Below are 14,632 nucleotides of genomic sequence, written 5' to 3'. Positions count from 1 at the left end.
GCGCTCACTTCCCGATGCTCTGCGAGAAACTGAAGAAGTTGTCCGGGTCGTACTTCCGCTTGACCGTCACCAGCCGGTCGTAGTTGCAACCGTAGTACGCCCACTGCCAGTTGGGCAGTCCGTCGTGGCCGTAGTTGAGGTAGGTGTGGCCGCTCGAATACGGGTCCATCGCCGCGAAACCGTTGTTCGCCCAGGCCGTCGCCGAACCGGTGTCGTCCGGGGTCGGGTCCGCCTTGGTGACTTCACCCGAAAAGCCCACGGCGAACTCGGCGTCCCGGTGCGGCCAGGCGGTGTCGGTCACCGGCACCCGGTTGGCCTGGCCGCCCCAGCCCGCGAACACCAGCGACCGGTTCTGCCCGGCCCGCCGGTTCGCGTCGAAGGCGGTGACGATCGGGTTGATCCCGGCCGCCGGGATGGGGCCGGTGAACGTGCGGTACCGGTGCGCGACGAACTTGGTCCGGCCGAGCAGCGCGCCGGGCGTCTGGCCCACGACGTGGCACTGGTCGACGGTCTTGTCGCCGCAGCCGAAGGCACGCATCATCGCGGTGTCGTAGGGCAGTTCCTCGGCCGCGTTGGTCGCCGGCGGCGAGCCGACCGCGGAGATCAGGCCGTTGATCGCGGCGTCCGCTTCGGCCTTCGGGCCGAGGTAGGCGCCGACCACCTGCACGATCGGGACCGCGCCGGGCGCGGCGTCCGGCAGCACGATCACCAGCGTGGTGGCCAGCTCGTCCGGGCCCGCGATCAGCCAGGGCTGCCAGGCGGCGATCACGTCGGTGACCTTGGCCCACGGCCAGGTCACCCGGTAGCTGATCACCTTGTCCACCACGGTCGGCCGCGACTCGAACTCGGTGACGATGCCGAAGTTGCCGCCGCCCCCGCCGCGCAGCGCCCAGTACAGGTCGCCGTACTGGCTCGCCGAGGCGCGCACCACGCGGCCGTCGGCGAGCACCACGCGGGCGGAGACCAGCCGGTCGGCGGCGAGGCCGTACTTCCGGGTCTGCCAGCCCAGGCCGCCGCCGAGGAGGAACCCGCCGGGGCTGACCGTCGGGCAGCCGCCGATGGGCAGGGTGACCCCGTGCGCCTTCAGCGCGGGGATCGAGTCCACGCCCTTGAGCCCGGGACCGAACTTGACGGTCGAGCCCACCGCGGCGTGGTTGAGCTTCGAGGTGTCGATGATCAGGCCGGGAGTGGTGGACCAGCCGTTGAAGCTGTGCCCGCCGCTGCGGGGCGTCGCGGGCACCCCGTGCTCCCGCGCGAACAGCACGCACCGGCGAACGTCCTCTGTGGACACGCAGTAGGCGATCGCCTGCGGGTTGACCCGGTCGAACTCCGCGCTGATCAGCCGTTTGGCTTCCAGGTAGCCCGAATCCGGCGGGAGGACCAGGGTGCCGGCGAGTTGGGCACGCAGCTTACTCCAGTCCGTTGTGGACGCACTCGACGTGTAGCCGAACATTCCGGCGCCGCCCAGGGTGGTGGCCGCGGCGACCCCGGCGCCCACCCGGAAGAATGACCTTCGCGTGTACATGCAATTGCCTCTTTCTCACCGCGTGCGCAGGATGCCAACCATTTGCATGGGCATAACAACCTGCGAGAGAACAGAATGATGTCAACCAAAAGCACCCCGATCGGGATGCTTTCGGCTCGAATATGGCCCCAGTTTGATATTGCGCGTTTGGCGCGCCCACGCACGCTAGCAGCAGGCGGACTGGGTCATCAAGACAAGTCGGCGGTAATTACGACATCCAGCCTAGTGCGGGGTGATCCATTGATCTTGGGGCTTTATTTACCGCGGCGGCTTGACCAATAATTCAGAGCGGCGCGGTAAGTTTCATACCGCGACCGGCGCGGAGATCGCGGCATGGTGCCGGTAGTCAACGATCTCCAGGTCGTCGTAGGCGTACTCGAAAAGTGACGGGGCACGCCGAAGTCGTAACCGGGGAAAGGGGAATGCGGTCCGGGACAGTTGTTCCGCGACCTGGTCGAGATGGTTGTCGTAGATGTGGCAGTCGCCGCCGGTCCAGATGAAGTCGCCCGGTTCCAGGCCCACCTGCTGCGCCACCAGGTGCGTGAGCAGGGCATAGCTCGCGATGTTGAACGGAACGCCGAGGAACAGATCGGCACTGCGCTGGTACAGCTGGCACGAGAGGCGTCCGTCGGCCACGTAGAACTGGAACAGCGCATGGCACGGCGGCAGCGCCATCTGGGCTATCTCGCCCACGTTCCACGCGGAAACGACCATGCGGCGCGAGTCGGGGTCGGTGCGCAACGTCTCGAGCACGCGCGAGATCTGGTCGATGTGACCCTGACCGGGAGTCGGCCAAGAACGCCACTGGACGCCGTAGACCGGCCCCAGGTCGCCGTCGGCGTCCGCCCATTCGTCCCAGATGGTGACGCCGTGTCGTTGCAGCCAGCGTACGTTCCGGTCCCCGCGCAGGAACCACAGGAGTTCATAGGCGATGGAGCGGAAATGCACCCGTTTCGTGGTGATGAGGGGGAAACCGTTGTCCAGCCCGTACCGCATCTGGTACCCGAAGACGGACCGCGTGCCGACGCCGGTGCGATCCCGCTTGGGCGTGCCGTGCTCGAGGACGTGCCGTAGCAGGTTCTCGTACTGGATATCCGGCTCCATGGTCCCGTCAGTGCGCCTTCAGCCATTCCCGGACGTCGCCCAGCGCGGTGCCGCCGCTGTCGGCGTCGATGTTCGCGGCCAGATCGGCGATCGTGATCTTGGACAGGGCCTCGCGCCAGGCGAGTTCGGCGTTCGCCATGGCGCGGGCGATGGAGCAGCGCGTCGTGCAGCGCTCGGGCGTCGTCGCGAGCGGGCCGCGCTTGCGGATCTCCGTGCAGCGGAAGAACTCCCCCGACCCGTCGATCGCCACGACCACGTCGAGCACGCTGATCTCCTGCGGCGACCGGGTGAGCCCGTAGCCGCCGTCCTGCCCCTGCGAGGAGTGCACGACCCCGGCCCGCGACAACGCCTGCAGGTGCTTGGCGAGGTACGCCGGCGGGATGTCGTGCAATTCGGCCAGCCGCTGCGCCGGCACCGGATCCTGCGCCTGGCTGAGCGTGACGCAGCAGTGCAGCACCCATTCGATGCCGTTGGACAGCTTCATTGCTTCATCGTACTTCTCGGACAAGATATGTCCAAGTCGCCCCGTCGCGTGGTACGGTCCGGACACTAACTATCCGAGTTGAGGGGTTTGCCTTGACCAACACTGAGAAACAGCCTCGGTCGCCGAGTCCCGCCGCGGACTCCGGCGCCGCGACGGCGGCCGACCGGGCCGCGCTGGGACTCGCCGCGGTGGCGCTGTTCGTCGCGGCGGTGAACCTCCGACCGGCCATCGCCGCCATTTCGCCGCTGGTGGACACCATCCGGGCGGACCTCGGCCTGTCCGCCGCCGGTGCTTCGCTGCTCACCACGATGCCGACGCTGGCCATGGGCCTGTGCGCCCCGGCGGCCGCGCTGGTCGCGCGCCGGTCCGGGCTGCAGGGCGGGGTCCTGATCGGACTCGCGATCATCGGCGTGGGCACCATCGCCCGGGCGCTCGGGCACGCCACGTGGTTGCAACTGACCACCGCGTTCGTGGTGGGCGCGGGGATCGCGATCGCCCAGACGCTGCTGCCGGCCGTGGTGAAGGCGCGGTTCGCCAACCGCGCCGGACTGGTCACCGGCCTCTACACCGCGGGCCTGGGCCTGGGTGGCGCGGTGGCCGCCGGAGTCACGGCGCCGCTGGCCGACGCGTTCGGTTCGTGGCCCGTGGCCGTGGGTTCGTGGGCGGTGCTCGCGCTCGCCGGAATGGTCATGTGGTCGGCGGCCAAGCGGTCGCTGGACCTCGGCGACGCGGCCCCGCGCAAGCTGGCGACCAAGGGCCTGCCCTGGCGCAGCGCGACGGCGTGGAAGATCACCGCGATCTCGGCGGGCAACTCCGCGCTGTACTACTGCGAACTGGCCTGGGTGGCGCCGCTGCTCACCAACGACGCCGGCCGCAGCGATTCCGCCGCGGGCGGCCTGCTCACCGCGATGATCTCGATCCAGGTGGTGGCCATGCTCGCGGTGCCCGCCCTGCTGGGCGAGCGCAGCGATCAGCGGCTCGGCCTCGCGGTCACCACGCTGATGACGGCCGCCGGATTCCTCGGCTTCGCGCTGAGCCCGGGAACCGGCACCTGGTTGTGGATCATCCTCATGGGCGTCGGCCACGGCGGGTTGTTCCCGCTCGTGCTCGCACTGCCCGTCACAGCGGCCCGGGATGCGACGCATGCCGGACGCATCAGTGGAATGGCATTCTTCATCGGTTACGGCTGTGCCGCGATTGGCCCCTTGATCGTCGGCGCACTGCGGGATGCCTCGGGTGATTTCAAGCTGGCATTCATCCTGCTGGCCGCGATCACCGCACTGATGGTTCTACCGATCGCAGGTCTGTCGCCCCGCCGGTTGGCCCGGTCGGAGTAAGGCGGCAGGAAGGGAACCGAGCACTTTCCATCGAAACGCCGAGCTGGGGGTTGTTTGAGGTGGCTTCCGAGTCCGAGAGAGCACGAGTTGCCATCGTCGGTGCGGGAATCGCGGGTCTGGTGATCGCGACCATCCTGCGCAGGCGTGGCGTGCATTGTGAACTGTTCGAACAATCTCCGGTGTTCGACGCGGTCGGTGCGGGAATCCAGCTTTCCCCCAACGGGGTGCGGATCCTGCACCGGCTGGGCGTCGCCCCGGCCCTGGCGGAGAACGGCGTACAGGCGCGTTCGATCGAAACCAGGCGCTGGGACGACGGCAGATTGCTCGCCCGGGTCCCGCACGGTACGGCGTGCGACGAGTTGTTCGGCGCGCCGTACTACCTGATCCATCGCGCTGATCTCCAGCGCTGCCTGGTGAACATGCTGACCCCCGGCACAGTTCACCTCGGGCGGAGTGTGGCTCGCGTGGTCGAACGCGCCGACCACGTCGAGCTGCACTTCGCCGACGGCGGTACCGCCACGGCGGAGCTGGTGATCGGCGCCGATGGGGTGCATTCCGCCGTCCGCCGCGCTGTCGTGCTGGACGAGCCCAAGTTTTCCGGATATTCCGTGTATCGCGGGTTGATACCCGCCGAGGTAGTGCCTTCCTTCGCGGCCGATCCCAGGGTAATGTTCTGGTTCGGCCCCAAACATCACGTCACGTATTACCCGATCTCCGCAGGGAAAACCGTTCACTTCAGCGCGGTGTGCGCCACCGACGACGAACGGCTCGGCTCTTCGACGACGGGTACCGAAACCGACGAACTCGCCGCGGCGTTCGCCGGGTGGAACGCGGAGGTGCGGCGGGTGGTCACCGCCGCGGCTTCGGTGACCCGCTGGGGGTTGTTCGACCGGGATCTCGCCGACCGGTATGTCAGCGGCCGGCTCGCTCTCGTGGGGGACGCGGCACATCCGATGCTGCCGTACATGTCCCAGGGCGCGAACCAAGCGCTCGAGGACGCCGTGGTGTTGACCGATTGCCTCGGCGACGGCAGCCGTGATCCGGTGCGGTCGCTGCGGCACTACGAGGCGCTGCGCAAGCCCAGGACCGCCGAAGTGCACCGGCAGTCCCGGATCCGGGCGGAGTCCTTCCACTTCGCCGACGGGGTGCGGCAGCAGGAGCGGGATTTCCGCCTGGCGGGGGAAACGCTCAACGATCTGGCATGGCTTTACGGTTACGACGCGGCCCTGACCCCGGCGCAGCTCGAAGCGCTGAACGGACGGGCCGCACTGGGGGAACATCGACACGAGGTCGTTTCCTAGACCTCGCGCGATCGGGCAGCACCTGGTCAGCGAACCCGGCGCACCGCATCTGGGGTGGTCTGTGCGGCGCCGGGCGAGTATTCGCATCCAGCGGTACTGGAGGACTGATGCATTCTTTGATCCGCCGAATAATGCGCGGAAACGGTTTCTACATCGGCAAGATCTTCGACGAAGCCGCGCGCCGCGATCCCGGGCTCGAGGTGACCCTCGACCAGCCGTTGCGGTGGGCTCCGGAGCGCGGCACCGAATTCACCGTGGCCCAGCTGGCCGAGGTCGTGGACGACCTCTCCGCCCGGTTGTGGGCGGCCGGAGTGCGGCCGACCGAACGCGTGGCCCTGTACAAGACCAACAACTTCGACATCGCGCTGTTCGCCTGCGCGGTGGCCCGGATCGGCGCGGTTCCCGCGCTGCTGTCGCCGTTCCTCGACGGCGAGATCGTCTTCACGCTGCTGCACCGGCTCGATCGGCCGTGGCTGCTCACCGACGGCGACACGATCGACGGCCCGCTGCACGAGATCCCGGTCGTCACGGCGACCCGAGGGGTCCTGCTGGCCGCGGGCGCCGAACGGGTCGGCACCATCGAGCTGGCGGCCATCACCGACGCGCCGCGGCGCGACGCGGTGCTGCTGCACCCGCGCCAGCCTTCGCTGATCTCGCACAGTTCCGGCACGACCGGGATCCCGAAGCTCGCGGTGCACTGCCCGGAAGCCGGTTTCCACCGCCTGGTGCCGCAGAAGCTCGCGGCCTGGCCGATCCGGCGCAAGGAGAAGGCCGCGCTGTGCATGACGTTCGTGCATTCGCGGTTCTACCAGGCCCTGGCGATGTGGCTGGAACTGGGCAACCCGCTGGTGATCGCGGTGGACGCGGATCCGCGCCGGGTCGGCCCGCTGTTCGCCCGGACGCGGCCCGGCTATGTCGAGACGCATCCCAACAACTACGTCGACTGGGAAGTGCTCGGGGACGATCCGGCCGAGCCGCTGTCCAGCGTGCGCTACTTCGGCGCCACCTTCGACGCGATGCACCCGCGAACCATCCAGCGCATGCTGGGCGCCTCGCACCGGCGGCGGCCGCTTTTCCTGCAGGCGTACGGGCAGTCCGAGATCGGCCCGGTGGCGGGCCGGTGGTACACGCGGCGCAGCGCGAAGAACGCCGACGGCCGTTGTGTGGGCATGCCGCTGCCCGGGTTCATCTCGATGCGCGTGGTCGGGGCGGACGGCAAACGGGTGAAAACCGGTGCGGTCGGCCATCTCGAGGTACGCAGCCGGACCCGCATCCTCACTTATCTCGGGGAGGACGCGCGGTACGCGAAGGAGGTCCGTAACGGTTGGTGGCGGCTCGGCGACATGGGCTATCGGGATCGGTGGGGCCTGCTGCACCTGCTCGACCGGGAGGTCGACCAGATCGACTCGATGACCAGCAACCTGGAGGTTGAGGACATCCTCATGTCGCGGCTCGACGAACTGCGGGAGATCGTGATCGTGGCCGGGCCGCAGGGCGAACCGGTGCCCGTGGTGGCCACCCGCGACGACGGCCCGATCGACCAGGCGCGCTGGCGGCGGGCCACCGGCGACCTGCCCGCGATGGCGCCGGTGTGGCAGCTCGATTTCGACAAGCTGCCCCGGACCTCGACCTGGAAGATCCAGCGGCACCAGCTGGCCAAACTGGTGCGGGAGGACCGCGGAGCGGGAGCGCGCGCCGCGACCGGAGAGGGGAAGGGCGCATGACCACCGCGAGTTCCGCCGAGCGGCACCTGATCGAGTTGATGACCGGCTTCTGGAAGACCGAGGCCGTCTACTTCGCGACCGAGCTCGGCGTCATCGACCGCCTCACCGGCTCGAATCCGATGTCCGGCACCGAACTGGCCCTGGCCCTGGATCTGGACGCGGACGCGCTGGGCCGGTTGCTGGCCTACCTCGGCAGCCTCGGCGTGGTGACCGGGAACGAGACCGACGGGTACGCGCTCAGCGAGGTGGGCGAGTTGCTCCGCTCGGATTCGCCCAGCGCCATGCGCCACCACATGCGCCTCTACGGCGATCACTTCTACCGCGCGTGGGGCGAGCTGGAACATTCGCTGCGTGGCGGCGGGGCCGCGTTCTCCCGGGTGTTCGGCAGCGACCTGTTCGCCTACCTCCGGCAGAACCCCGAGGCTTCGCACGCCTACGAGCGCATGATGGACGCGGGCGCGCCGTTCTTCGCCGAGGTCGGCCGGGCCTACGACTTCTCGCGGGCCCGGCGCATCGTCGACGTCGCCGGCGGCCACGGATCGCTGCTCGATCAACTCCTGCGGGCGAATCCGGAGCCGCGGGCGGTGCTGTTCGACGCGCCGCACGTGATCGAGGAGTCCGAGCGGTACCCGATCGCCCTCGACCACGGCGACCGCTGCGAACGCGTCGGCGGCGACTTCTTCGAATCGGTGCCGGAATCCGGGGACGTCTACCTGCTGTCCCGGATCCTGCACTGCTTCGACGACGAGGCGTGCCACCGGATCCTGGCCAACATCCGGCGCGCCATGGCGCCGGACGGGACGCTGGTGATCCTGGAACGGCTCATCACCGGCGAGGACGCCTCGCTGGCGCTGGGCTTCAGCATGCACATGCTGGTGGTGCTCGGGGGCGGCCGGGAACGGGACGAGGCCGAGTACCGCACGATGCTGGACAAGGCCGGGTTCGCGCTGCGTTCGGTGCACGCACTGCCGCTGGAGACCCACCTCCTGGTCGCGGCGCCGGCGACGATCCCGGGATGAGCCAGATGATCTTCCGGGTACTCGGGCCGCTGTCCGTGGAGGACCGTGGTTGCTGCCGCACGCCCACCGCGGCGAAGCAGCGCCAGGTTCTCGTGTTGCTGCTGTTGAAGGCCAACAGCGTGGTGCCGCTCCCGCAGTTCGTGGAGGAACTGTGGGAGGGCACCCCGCCCGCCCGGGCCATCGCGGCCCTGCACACCTATGTCATGCAACTGCGCAAGGCGCTGGAACAGCTGCGCCTGCCCGACGGGTCCGGCGGGCGGCTGCTCACCCGCAAGGGCGGGTACGAGCTCGTGGTGAAACCCGGCGAACTCGATCTCGACGTGTTCGAGCACCGGGTGCGCGCGGCCCTGGCCGTGCGCGACACCGCCCTGCGGGCGCACGGCCTGCGCGAGGCGCTGCGGCTGTGGAGCGCGCCCGCGCTGGTCGACGTGGTGGCCGGGCCGATCCTGCGGGCCGCGATCACGTTGCTCCAGCGCAAGCAGCTCGACGCGATCAGCCATCGCATCGAGGCCGATCTGGAGCTCGGGCGGCATCACGAGCTGATCGGTGAGCTGACCGCGCTCGTGCACCACCACCGCACGCACGAGGAGTTCACCGCGCAGCTGATGCTCGCGCTCTACCGCTCGGGCCGCCAGGTGGACGCGCTGGCCGCGTTCCACCGGCTGCGCAAGGCGGTGGCCGAGGATTCGGGCGGCGCGCTTTCGCGGCGGCTGCACGAGCTCTACACCAACATCCTGTCCGCCGACGCCACCCTGGATCCGCCGTCGAGCACGCGGTCGAGGCTGTCCCTCGACATGGTCGTGCCGATGGCTGTCTGACACGGAAGCGGCTGAAACTGGAGTGGCCTGTGGACTTGAGCCAAGGAACTCGGCGGCCGAAGGCCCCGCTATCGCGGCGGCAGGGCGCCCAACAGCGGAAAGTCGAGCGTGACTCGCCAAGGAGCGCCCTGTCGACGGGATCGCGGAGCGAGTTCTCAGAATGATAGAGCCCCCGCGGGGGACCTGGTCGAGTGCACCGACCAGGTCCCCCGCGGGTCCCTTTTCTCACCGGCTCTCCACGGCGAGCCGGTGCTCCCGCAGCCCACTCCGGCTGCGCAGGGCCTTTCCGTTGGGGGTCAAGGGAAGTTCGCGCATGAGGTGATAGCGGGACGGGGTGTTCCCGTCCGGCAGGAACCAGTGGCACCACTCCCGCAGCTCCGCTTCGTCCAGCTCGGCCGCGCCGACGACGTGCGCCTCCACCGGATCGCCGAGCACCACCGCGTTCGACACCAGCCGGTGCGCGCGCAGCACGGTCTCGATCTCCAGCAGGTCGACGTCGGTGCACCCGGCCACCCCTTCGGCGTCCACGCGCCCGCGCAACCGCAGCGCGCGCTGCTCCGGGTTCCAGGTGACCAGGTCCTGAGTGGACAGCCAGCCGCCGACCCACGGATGGTGTTCGTAGAGGTACGGCGACTGGGGAACGTGCACGTGCAGGACGCCTTCGGTGACGCGGGTCCGGATGCCCGGCGCCGGCAGGCCGATGCTGCGCGGCCCGAACCGGCCGCCGAGGTCGGTCGCGACGATCCCGGTTTCGGTGGTGCCGTAGGCCTGGCCGATGAGCACCCCGAACCGTTCGGCGAATTCGTCGTATACCCGCTGCGGCAGGATTTCCCCGCAGGACACGGCGAGCCGGAGCCGGGGCAGCGTCAGCGCGTCCGGGGTGGCGGCGAGGGTTTCGAAATGCCGCGGATTGCCGAGGATGACCTGGACGTCCCGGGCCGCGGCGCCGAGCGGGCCGGTGGCGAACACGGTGGTGGCGCCGGCGTTGAGCGCGTGCAGCACACCGCCGATCAGGCCGAAGGAATGCGTGGTCGAATCGAGCAGCAGCACCTGCTCGCCGCGGCCCGGCATGCCCGGGATCGCGGCGAGCCGGTTCAGCTCGCCGAGCAGGGATTCCGGCGTCCGGCCGATCGCCTTGATCCGCCCGGTGGTCCCGGAGGAGAACTGCACCAGGCAGTGGCCGGTGCGCGCCGGGCGGCCGCCGGGCAGCCGGCGCACCAGGGTCTCGCATTCCTCGATGAACACCTCCGGCGATCGGGGAGCGCCGCCGAGGACGAGCTGGACCTGCGGCGAGCACTGGGCCAGCAGCGCGGCCCGGTCGTTCCCGCGCAGCCGCGGGTCCAGCAGGAGCACCTGCGCGCCGAGCGACCACAGCGCGAAGATCGACCACAGCTGGGTGAAACTCGGCGTGCCCTGCACCGCGACGGTGCAACCCGGGCCGATGCCCTGCCCGCGGAACAGGGCGGCGAGCCGGGTCACTTCGGCACGCAGGCTGCCGTTCGTGACCGGGCTCGCCGCCCGCGCCCACACCGCGTCGTCCGCGCCACCGCGGAGCAGTTCCGCGCCCCACCAGGAATCCAGAGTCACCTTGGTCTCCTTTCGGCGGACGACGGGTGGACTACTTCTCGACGCAGAACTCGCCGACCGGCCAGCCGACGTGCCGCTTGTCGGTGGCGACGTACCCGAGCAACTGGTCACCGGGCTTGAGTTCGGTGACGTTGAGGACCAGCCCGCCCGGACCGAGCACCCGGACGTGCCAGTCGTCCTGGACGATCAGGTTCGTCCGCACGCCTTCCTCGGAACTCGCGGTGATGCTCAGCAGCGGCCGGGATTCGAGTTTGATCCGCCCGACGACGATCCGCCGGGTGCGGCCGTCCGCGCCCACGGCGAGGACCGCGCTGCCCGACTTCAGTTCGCTGAGGTAGTTGGTGCGGTTGTCCTGGCCCAGCACGTAGGAATGCAGGGCGCCGGCGTTGATCCGGAACGGGCGGGTCGGCATGTACGGCAGCGGATGCGTTTCGCTGCAGCACAGGATGAATCCGTGCGCGTAGGAGCCGACGAGCATGCCCTCGTCCTCCTCGAAATGCGTGCACGTGTCGATGCAGACCCGATCGCCCAGCCCGCAGTGCTCGATCGACTCGACGGTCAGCTTGTTCAGCGCGAGCGACGGGGTTTTCGCCTGGAGCAGCTGGACCAGGCCGAACACGTCGTCGGCGTTGCGCGGCGCGAGGATGATCCCGTCGGAACCCTTTTCCAGCACGTCCACGATGATCTGCGCGTCTTCGAGGTTGTTCGCCTGGCAGATCAGCGAGCCCGGGGCGGGATCCGCCGCCGCGATGACGATCTCCAGCGGGATCTTGGTCGGATCGCGGAACTGGACCACGGTGTAGGGCAGCGCGATCGCGGCGTGGCAGGCCAGGGTGAGCGTCGGGTCGTCCACGACGTTCACCAGCGCGGCGACGTTCTGGTCCCCGTCGCGCACCCGGGCCGCGAGCGCGCCGATCTCGTCGTCGCTCGCGACATCGCGCAGCGCGATCACGCCTTCGCCCGCGGTTTCCACCGCGGAATCGCCGACCAGCACCCGTTTCACCGTGTTCGGCAGGGTCGCGAGCGTGCTGAGGTCGGAGTCGACGATGGCGTCCACCCGGGCGTGGATGGCGGCATCGACGATCGCCGCCCGCTGGTTCTCGGGGACGGAACGGATGTCGATCCAGGCGAATTTCACGGAACACCTACCATTCGGGATTGTGGCGTGGGTTCGGAGGCGAGCTCCGGTCCATGGATGATCGTGGCGAGTTCGTGCACCGTCTGCCGGGGAGCCGCGCTGGTGAACACGCGGCGCCCGACGGCCAGCCCGTGACAGCCCACGGTGAGGGCGTTCGTCGCGAGCTGGGCCACGCTTGTGTCCGCACCGGAACCGCCGGCGACGACGATCGGCAGCGGGGAGCTGGCCACCACCTCGACCATGCGGTCCGGCGGTGCGGCCATCGGCACCTTGACGAGATCCGCGCCGAGATCCGCGGCGATGTTGACCACATGCGACAGCAGCACCGGGTCGCCGGGTTCGGTCAGCCGCGGCCCGCGCGGGTACATCATCGCCATCAGCGGAATGCCCCACCGGTCACTGGCCTTGGCGACGGTCCCCAGATCCGCGAGCTGCCCGGCCTCGGTGTCCGAGCCGATGTTGACGTGCACGCTGACCGCGTCCGCGCCGAGCCGGACCGCCTCGGCGACCTCGCCGACCAGAACCTTCGCGTTGGTGTCCGGGGCGTGCGCGGTGCTGGCGGACAGGTGGACCACCAAAGCGCACCGGGAAAGCAGTTCCGGCTGGATGGTGCGGGCGCGCCCCTTGTGCACCACGATCGCGTCGGCTCCGCCGTCGGCGATGTCCCGGACGAGCTGGTTGAATCCGGCGGCGGTCGCGATCGGGCCGTCGGAAATCGTGTGATCGAGGGGGATGAAGAGAAAGCGGTCGTCGCAATGCCGGGACAGTCTGGCCAGTCGCAAGGATTTGCCGGTCAGGGGCAGCGTCGCCATGGCGCACCTCCTGCTCGTGGTGTCGGGCTCATGGCCATACCGTCGCAGGGCCGCCTAAAGGATCGAGCGATGTCGGCGAGGGTGCGCGCGGGTCGGTTAATTTCCGTCGTAGATCAACGACGGAAACGGTAATTGATTCCGGCGGAGTAAATTGCGGAGTTTCCCCGGCTGCTCCGCCGATTGGTCCGAAAGTGCATTTATCGGGGCGACTTCGCGCGTTAGGTAAACGGTACGAGAGTGCTTGTGCGCCCGCAGTATCGGCGGGCGCGCGGGCGATCCCGGGCGGTGCTCGGCGCTGGTGGGACACCATACCGCCACGACTACTTTGAGTAGCGATTTCGATGCAATATCGGGTGAATGCCCGAGTTGTTGATGTTCGTGCGGTTCCTGCTTGTAGCCCTTGAGCTGCGACGATTCGGTTAATGATCTTGGTGCTCGACGGAGGCTCTGCGGAGCGTAACGGCCACGTTTCGAGAATCACTCGTGTGGACCAGTGGCGCGCGGATATGATGGCGTCGACGTTGCGGGGGGCCCGACGGACGATCTTGGCTTTTCGTAACCATCGGCTGGGGGGCAGTTTGATGCAATTAGGAGTTCTGGGTCCACTATTGGTGGCCAAAGACGGTGTTTCGTACGTCCCGAGCGCACCGAAGGCGCGGCAGTTGCTCGCGCTGTTACTGATCAACGCGAACGAGTTCGTCTCGGTGGACTACTGCATCGAGGAGTTGTGGTCCACCGATCCGCCCAAGAGCGTCATGTCCACGCTGCAGACCTACGTGCTGCAGATCCGCCGGCTGCTGCGGTCCATTCCGGACGGTGCCGGTGGGGACCTGCTGCTCACCCGGAAGCAGGGGTACCAGCTGCTGGTTCCCCGGGAAAGCTTCGACCGCGCGATCTTCGACCGGCTGGTCCTCGACGCGCACACCGCGCTGGCCTGCAACGAGGACTACCGGGCGGCGGAGCTGTTCCGGTCCGCGCTCGCGCTCTGGCGCGGTCCGGTGCTGGTCGACGTGCTGCCCGGTCCGGCGATTTCGGCGTACCAGCTGGAAATGAAGGAGTGCCGGCTGGGGGTGCTCGAACAACGCATCGAGGCCGATCTCCGGCTGGGCCGCCACGGCGGGCTCCTGGGCGAGCTGCGGAAGCTCGCCGACGCCTACCCGATGCACGAGAACATTCACGCGCAGCTGATGGTCGCGCTCTACCGTTCCGGTCGGCAGGCGGAGGCGGCGCGGGTGTTCCACCGGTTGAGCCGGGTGCTCGGGGACCAGCTGGGGCTGCTGCCGTGTCCCCGGATGCAGCGGTTGTACGAGGCGATCATCGCGGCGGACAAGGTGCTGGAGGTGCCGACGAGGCAGGTGGAAAGCGAAAGGGGCGCCCTGGTCTAGACCTTGCCTGCCTTTTGGGGCAGGGGACCGAGTGCCGGGGGTTGCCCAATGCGGCGTTCGGTACCTGCAACGCCCCGAAAGCCACAGTGGTGTCCTCCGGGTACCGGAACGGGGAACACACGCGACCAGAACGAGAGGCTCGCCGCGGGCGGGGACCCCGCAGGCGCGTGTCCCCCGTTTCGGACGTGCGAGTCCCTCGTTTCGGTAGGCCGAGTTCCCCGTTTCGGTAGGTGCCCCCCCCGGGGGGCGCCCCGGCGAGCACGGCCTCGTTGCGGTTCCTCTTAGCCGACAACGTGCGACGAGCATCGGGGTGGCAGTCAGGCGGCGCCCGCACGCCCGGACCGGTCACCGTCTCTTGTAAGGGAACCAAGTACTGGGGGTCGTGAGTGGTCAGGCCG

Annotated in this window: 12 protein-coding genes; 6 read left to right on the top strand and 6 right to left on the bottom strand. The window is 68.9% G+C overall.

The annotated features are described in order from the left end of the window. Nucleotides 1–4: 4 nt before the first annotated feature. From FXO23_RS09630 to FXO23_RS09620, 3 genes are all read right to left on the bottom strand, one after another. Nucleotides 5–1,525, bottom strand: a complete 1,521-nt coding sequence (locus tag FXO23_RS09630; RefSeq protein WP_158883106.1) for an FAD-binding oxidoreductase — start codon at nucleotides 1,523–1,525, stop codon at nucleotides 5–7. A gap of 303 nt (nucleotides 1,526–1,828) precedes the next feature. Further along, entirely contained in the window at nucleotides 1,829–2,629 is an 801-nt protein-coding gene (locus tag FXO23_RS09625) for a thymidylate synthase (RefSeq protein WP_158883104.1), read from the bottom strand. A gap of 7 nt (nucleotides 2,630–2,636) precedes the next feature. After that, nucleotides 2,637–3,113: an RrF2 family transcriptional regulator gene (locus FXO23_RS09620; protein WP_158883102.1), complete on the bottom strand. Its 477-nt coding sequence runs from the start codon at nucleotides 3,111–3,113 to the stop codon at nucleotides 2,637–2,639. A 92-nt stretch (nucleotides 3,114–3,205) separates the two neighbouring features. On the opposite strand from FXO23_RS09620, the gene FXO23_RS09615 reads away from it, so the two are divergent. From FXO23_RS09615 to FXO23_RS09595, 5 genes are all read left to right on the top strand, one after another. After that, entirely contained in the window at nucleotides 3,206–4,450 is a 1,245-nt protein-coding gene (locus FXO23_RS09615; protein WP_158883100.1) for an MFS transporter, read from the top strand. Between the two features lie 59 nt (nucleotides 4,451–4,509). After that, the gene (locus tag FXO23_RS09610; RefSeq protein WP_281356491.1) at nucleotides 4,510–5,751 is read left to right on the top strand and encodes an FAD-dependent monooxygenase; all 1,242 of its coding nucleotides are present in this window, start codon (nucleotides 4,510–4,512) and stop codon (nucleotides 5,749–5,751) included. Between the two features lie 131 nt (nucleotides 5,752–5,882). Continuing rightward, entirely contained in the window at nucleotides 5,883–7,475 is a 1,593-nt protein-coding gene (locus FXO23_RS09605; RefSeq protein ID WP_246257069.1) for a class I adenylate-forming enzyme family protein, read from the top strand. Next, on the top strand, nucleotides 7,472–8,494 hold the full coding sequence (locus FXO23_RS09600; protein ID WP_158883098.1) for a methyltransferase: 1,023 nt from the start codon (nucleotides 7,472–7,474) through the stop codon (nucleotides 8,492–8,494). The genes FXO23_RS09605 and FXO23_RS09600 overlap by 4 nt, the downstream gene beginning before the upstream one ends. Next, on the top strand, nucleotides 8,491–9,312 hold the full coding sequence (locus FXO23_RS09595; protein WP_218951935.1) for an AfsR/SARP family transcriptional regulator: 822 nt from the start codon (nucleotides 8,491–8,493) through the stop codon (nucleotides 9,310–9,312). Before FXO23_RS09600 ends, FXO23_RS09595 begins: the two co-directional genes overlap by 4 nt. Before the next feature lie 225 nt (nucleotides 9,313–9,537). Here FXO23_RS09595 and FXO23_RS09590 read toward each other — a convergent pair whose 3' ends face one another. The 3 genes from FXO23_RS09590 to FXO23_RS09580 are packed head-to-tail and all read right to left on the bottom strand — an operon-like array spanning nucleotide 9,538 to nucleotide 12,849. Next, nucleotides 9,538–10,899 carry a class I adenylate-forming enzyme family protein gene (locus FXO23_RS09590; protein WP_158883096.1) on the bottom strand — a complete coding sequence of 454 codons (1,362 nt, stop codon included), beginning with the start codon at nucleotides 10,897–10,899 and terminating at the stop codon, nucleotides 9,538–9,540. Nucleotides 10,900–10,930: 31 nt separating this feature from the next. After that, nucleotides 10,931–12,037: a 3-dehydroquinate synthase II family protein gene (locus tag FXO23_RS09585; RefSeq protein ID WP_158883094.1), complete on the bottom strand. Its 1,107-nt coding sequence runs from the start codon at nucleotides 12,035–12,037 to the stop codon at nucleotides 10,931–10,933. After that, the gene (locus FXO23_RS09580; RefSeq protein WP_158883092.1) at nucleotides 12,034–12,849 is read right to left on the bottom strand and encodes a 2-amino-3,7-dideoxy-D-threo-hept-6-ulosonate synthase; all 816 of its coding nucleotides are present in this window, start codon (nucleotides 12,847–12,849) and stop codon (nucleotides 12,034–12,036) included. Before FXO23_RS09580 ends, FXO23_RS09585 begins: the two co-directional genes overlap by 4 nt. A gap of 422 nt (nucleotides 12,850–13,271) precedes the next feature. On the opposite strand from FXO23_RS09580, the gene FXO23_RS09575 reads away from it, so the two are divergent. Further along, nucleotides 13,272–14,234, top strand: a complete 963-nt coding sequence (locus FXO23_RS09575) for an AfsR/SARP family transcriptional regulator (RefSeq protein ID WP_343034463.1) — start codon at nucleotides 13,272–13,274, stop codon at nucleotides 14,232–14,234. Nucleotides 14,235–14,632: the final 398 nt, after the last annotated feature.

The sequence above is a fragment of the Amycolatopsis anabasis genome, from assembly GCF_009765355.1.
Classification (GTDB): domain Bacteria; phylum Actinomycetota; class Actinomycetes; order Mycobacteriales; family Pseudonocardiaceae; genus Amycolatopsis; species Amycolatopsis anabasis.
The sequence above is the reverse complement of the archived record's forward strand: the minus strand, read 5'-3'. Positions and strand labels throughout refer to the sequence as shown.

What these genes read in the sequence shown, in the direction of transcription:
- FXO23_RS09580 (WP_158883092.1), bottom strand. Translation starts at nt 12,849, where the DNA reads ATGGCGACGCTGCCCCTGACCGGCAAATCCTTGCGACTGGCCAGACTG.
- FXO23_RS09605 (WP_246257069.1), top strand. Translation starts at nt 5,883, where the DNA reads ATGCGCGGAAACGGTTTCTACATCGGCAAGATCTTCGACGAAGCCGCG.
- FXO23_RS09600 (WP_158883098.1), top strand. Translation starts at nt 7,472, where the DNA reads ATGACCACCGCGAGTTCCGCCGAGCGGCACCTGATCGAGTTGATGACC.
- FXO23_RS09575 (WP_343034463.1), top strand. Translation starts at nt 13,272, where the DNA reads ATGATCTTGGTGCTCGACGGAGGCTCTGCGGAGCGTAACGGCCACGTT.
- FXO23_RS09620 (WP_158883102.1), bottom strand. Translation starts at nt 3,113, where the DNA reads ATGAAGCTGTCCAACGGCATCGAATGGGTGCTGCACTGCTGCGTCACG.
- FXO23_RS09625 (WP_158883104.1), bottom strand. Translation starts at nt 2,629, where the DNA reads ATGGAGCCGGATATCCAGTACGAGAACCTGCTACGGCACGTCCTCGAG.
- FXO23_RS09595 (WP_218951935.1), top strand. Translation starts at nt 8,491, where the DNA reads ATGAGCCAGATGATCTTCCGGGTACTCGGGCCGCTGTCCGTGGAGGAC.
- FXO23_RS09630 (WP_158883106.1), bottom strand. Translation starts at nt 1,525, where the DNA reads ATGTACACGCGAAGGTCATTCTTCCGGGTGGGCGCCGGGGTCGCCGCG.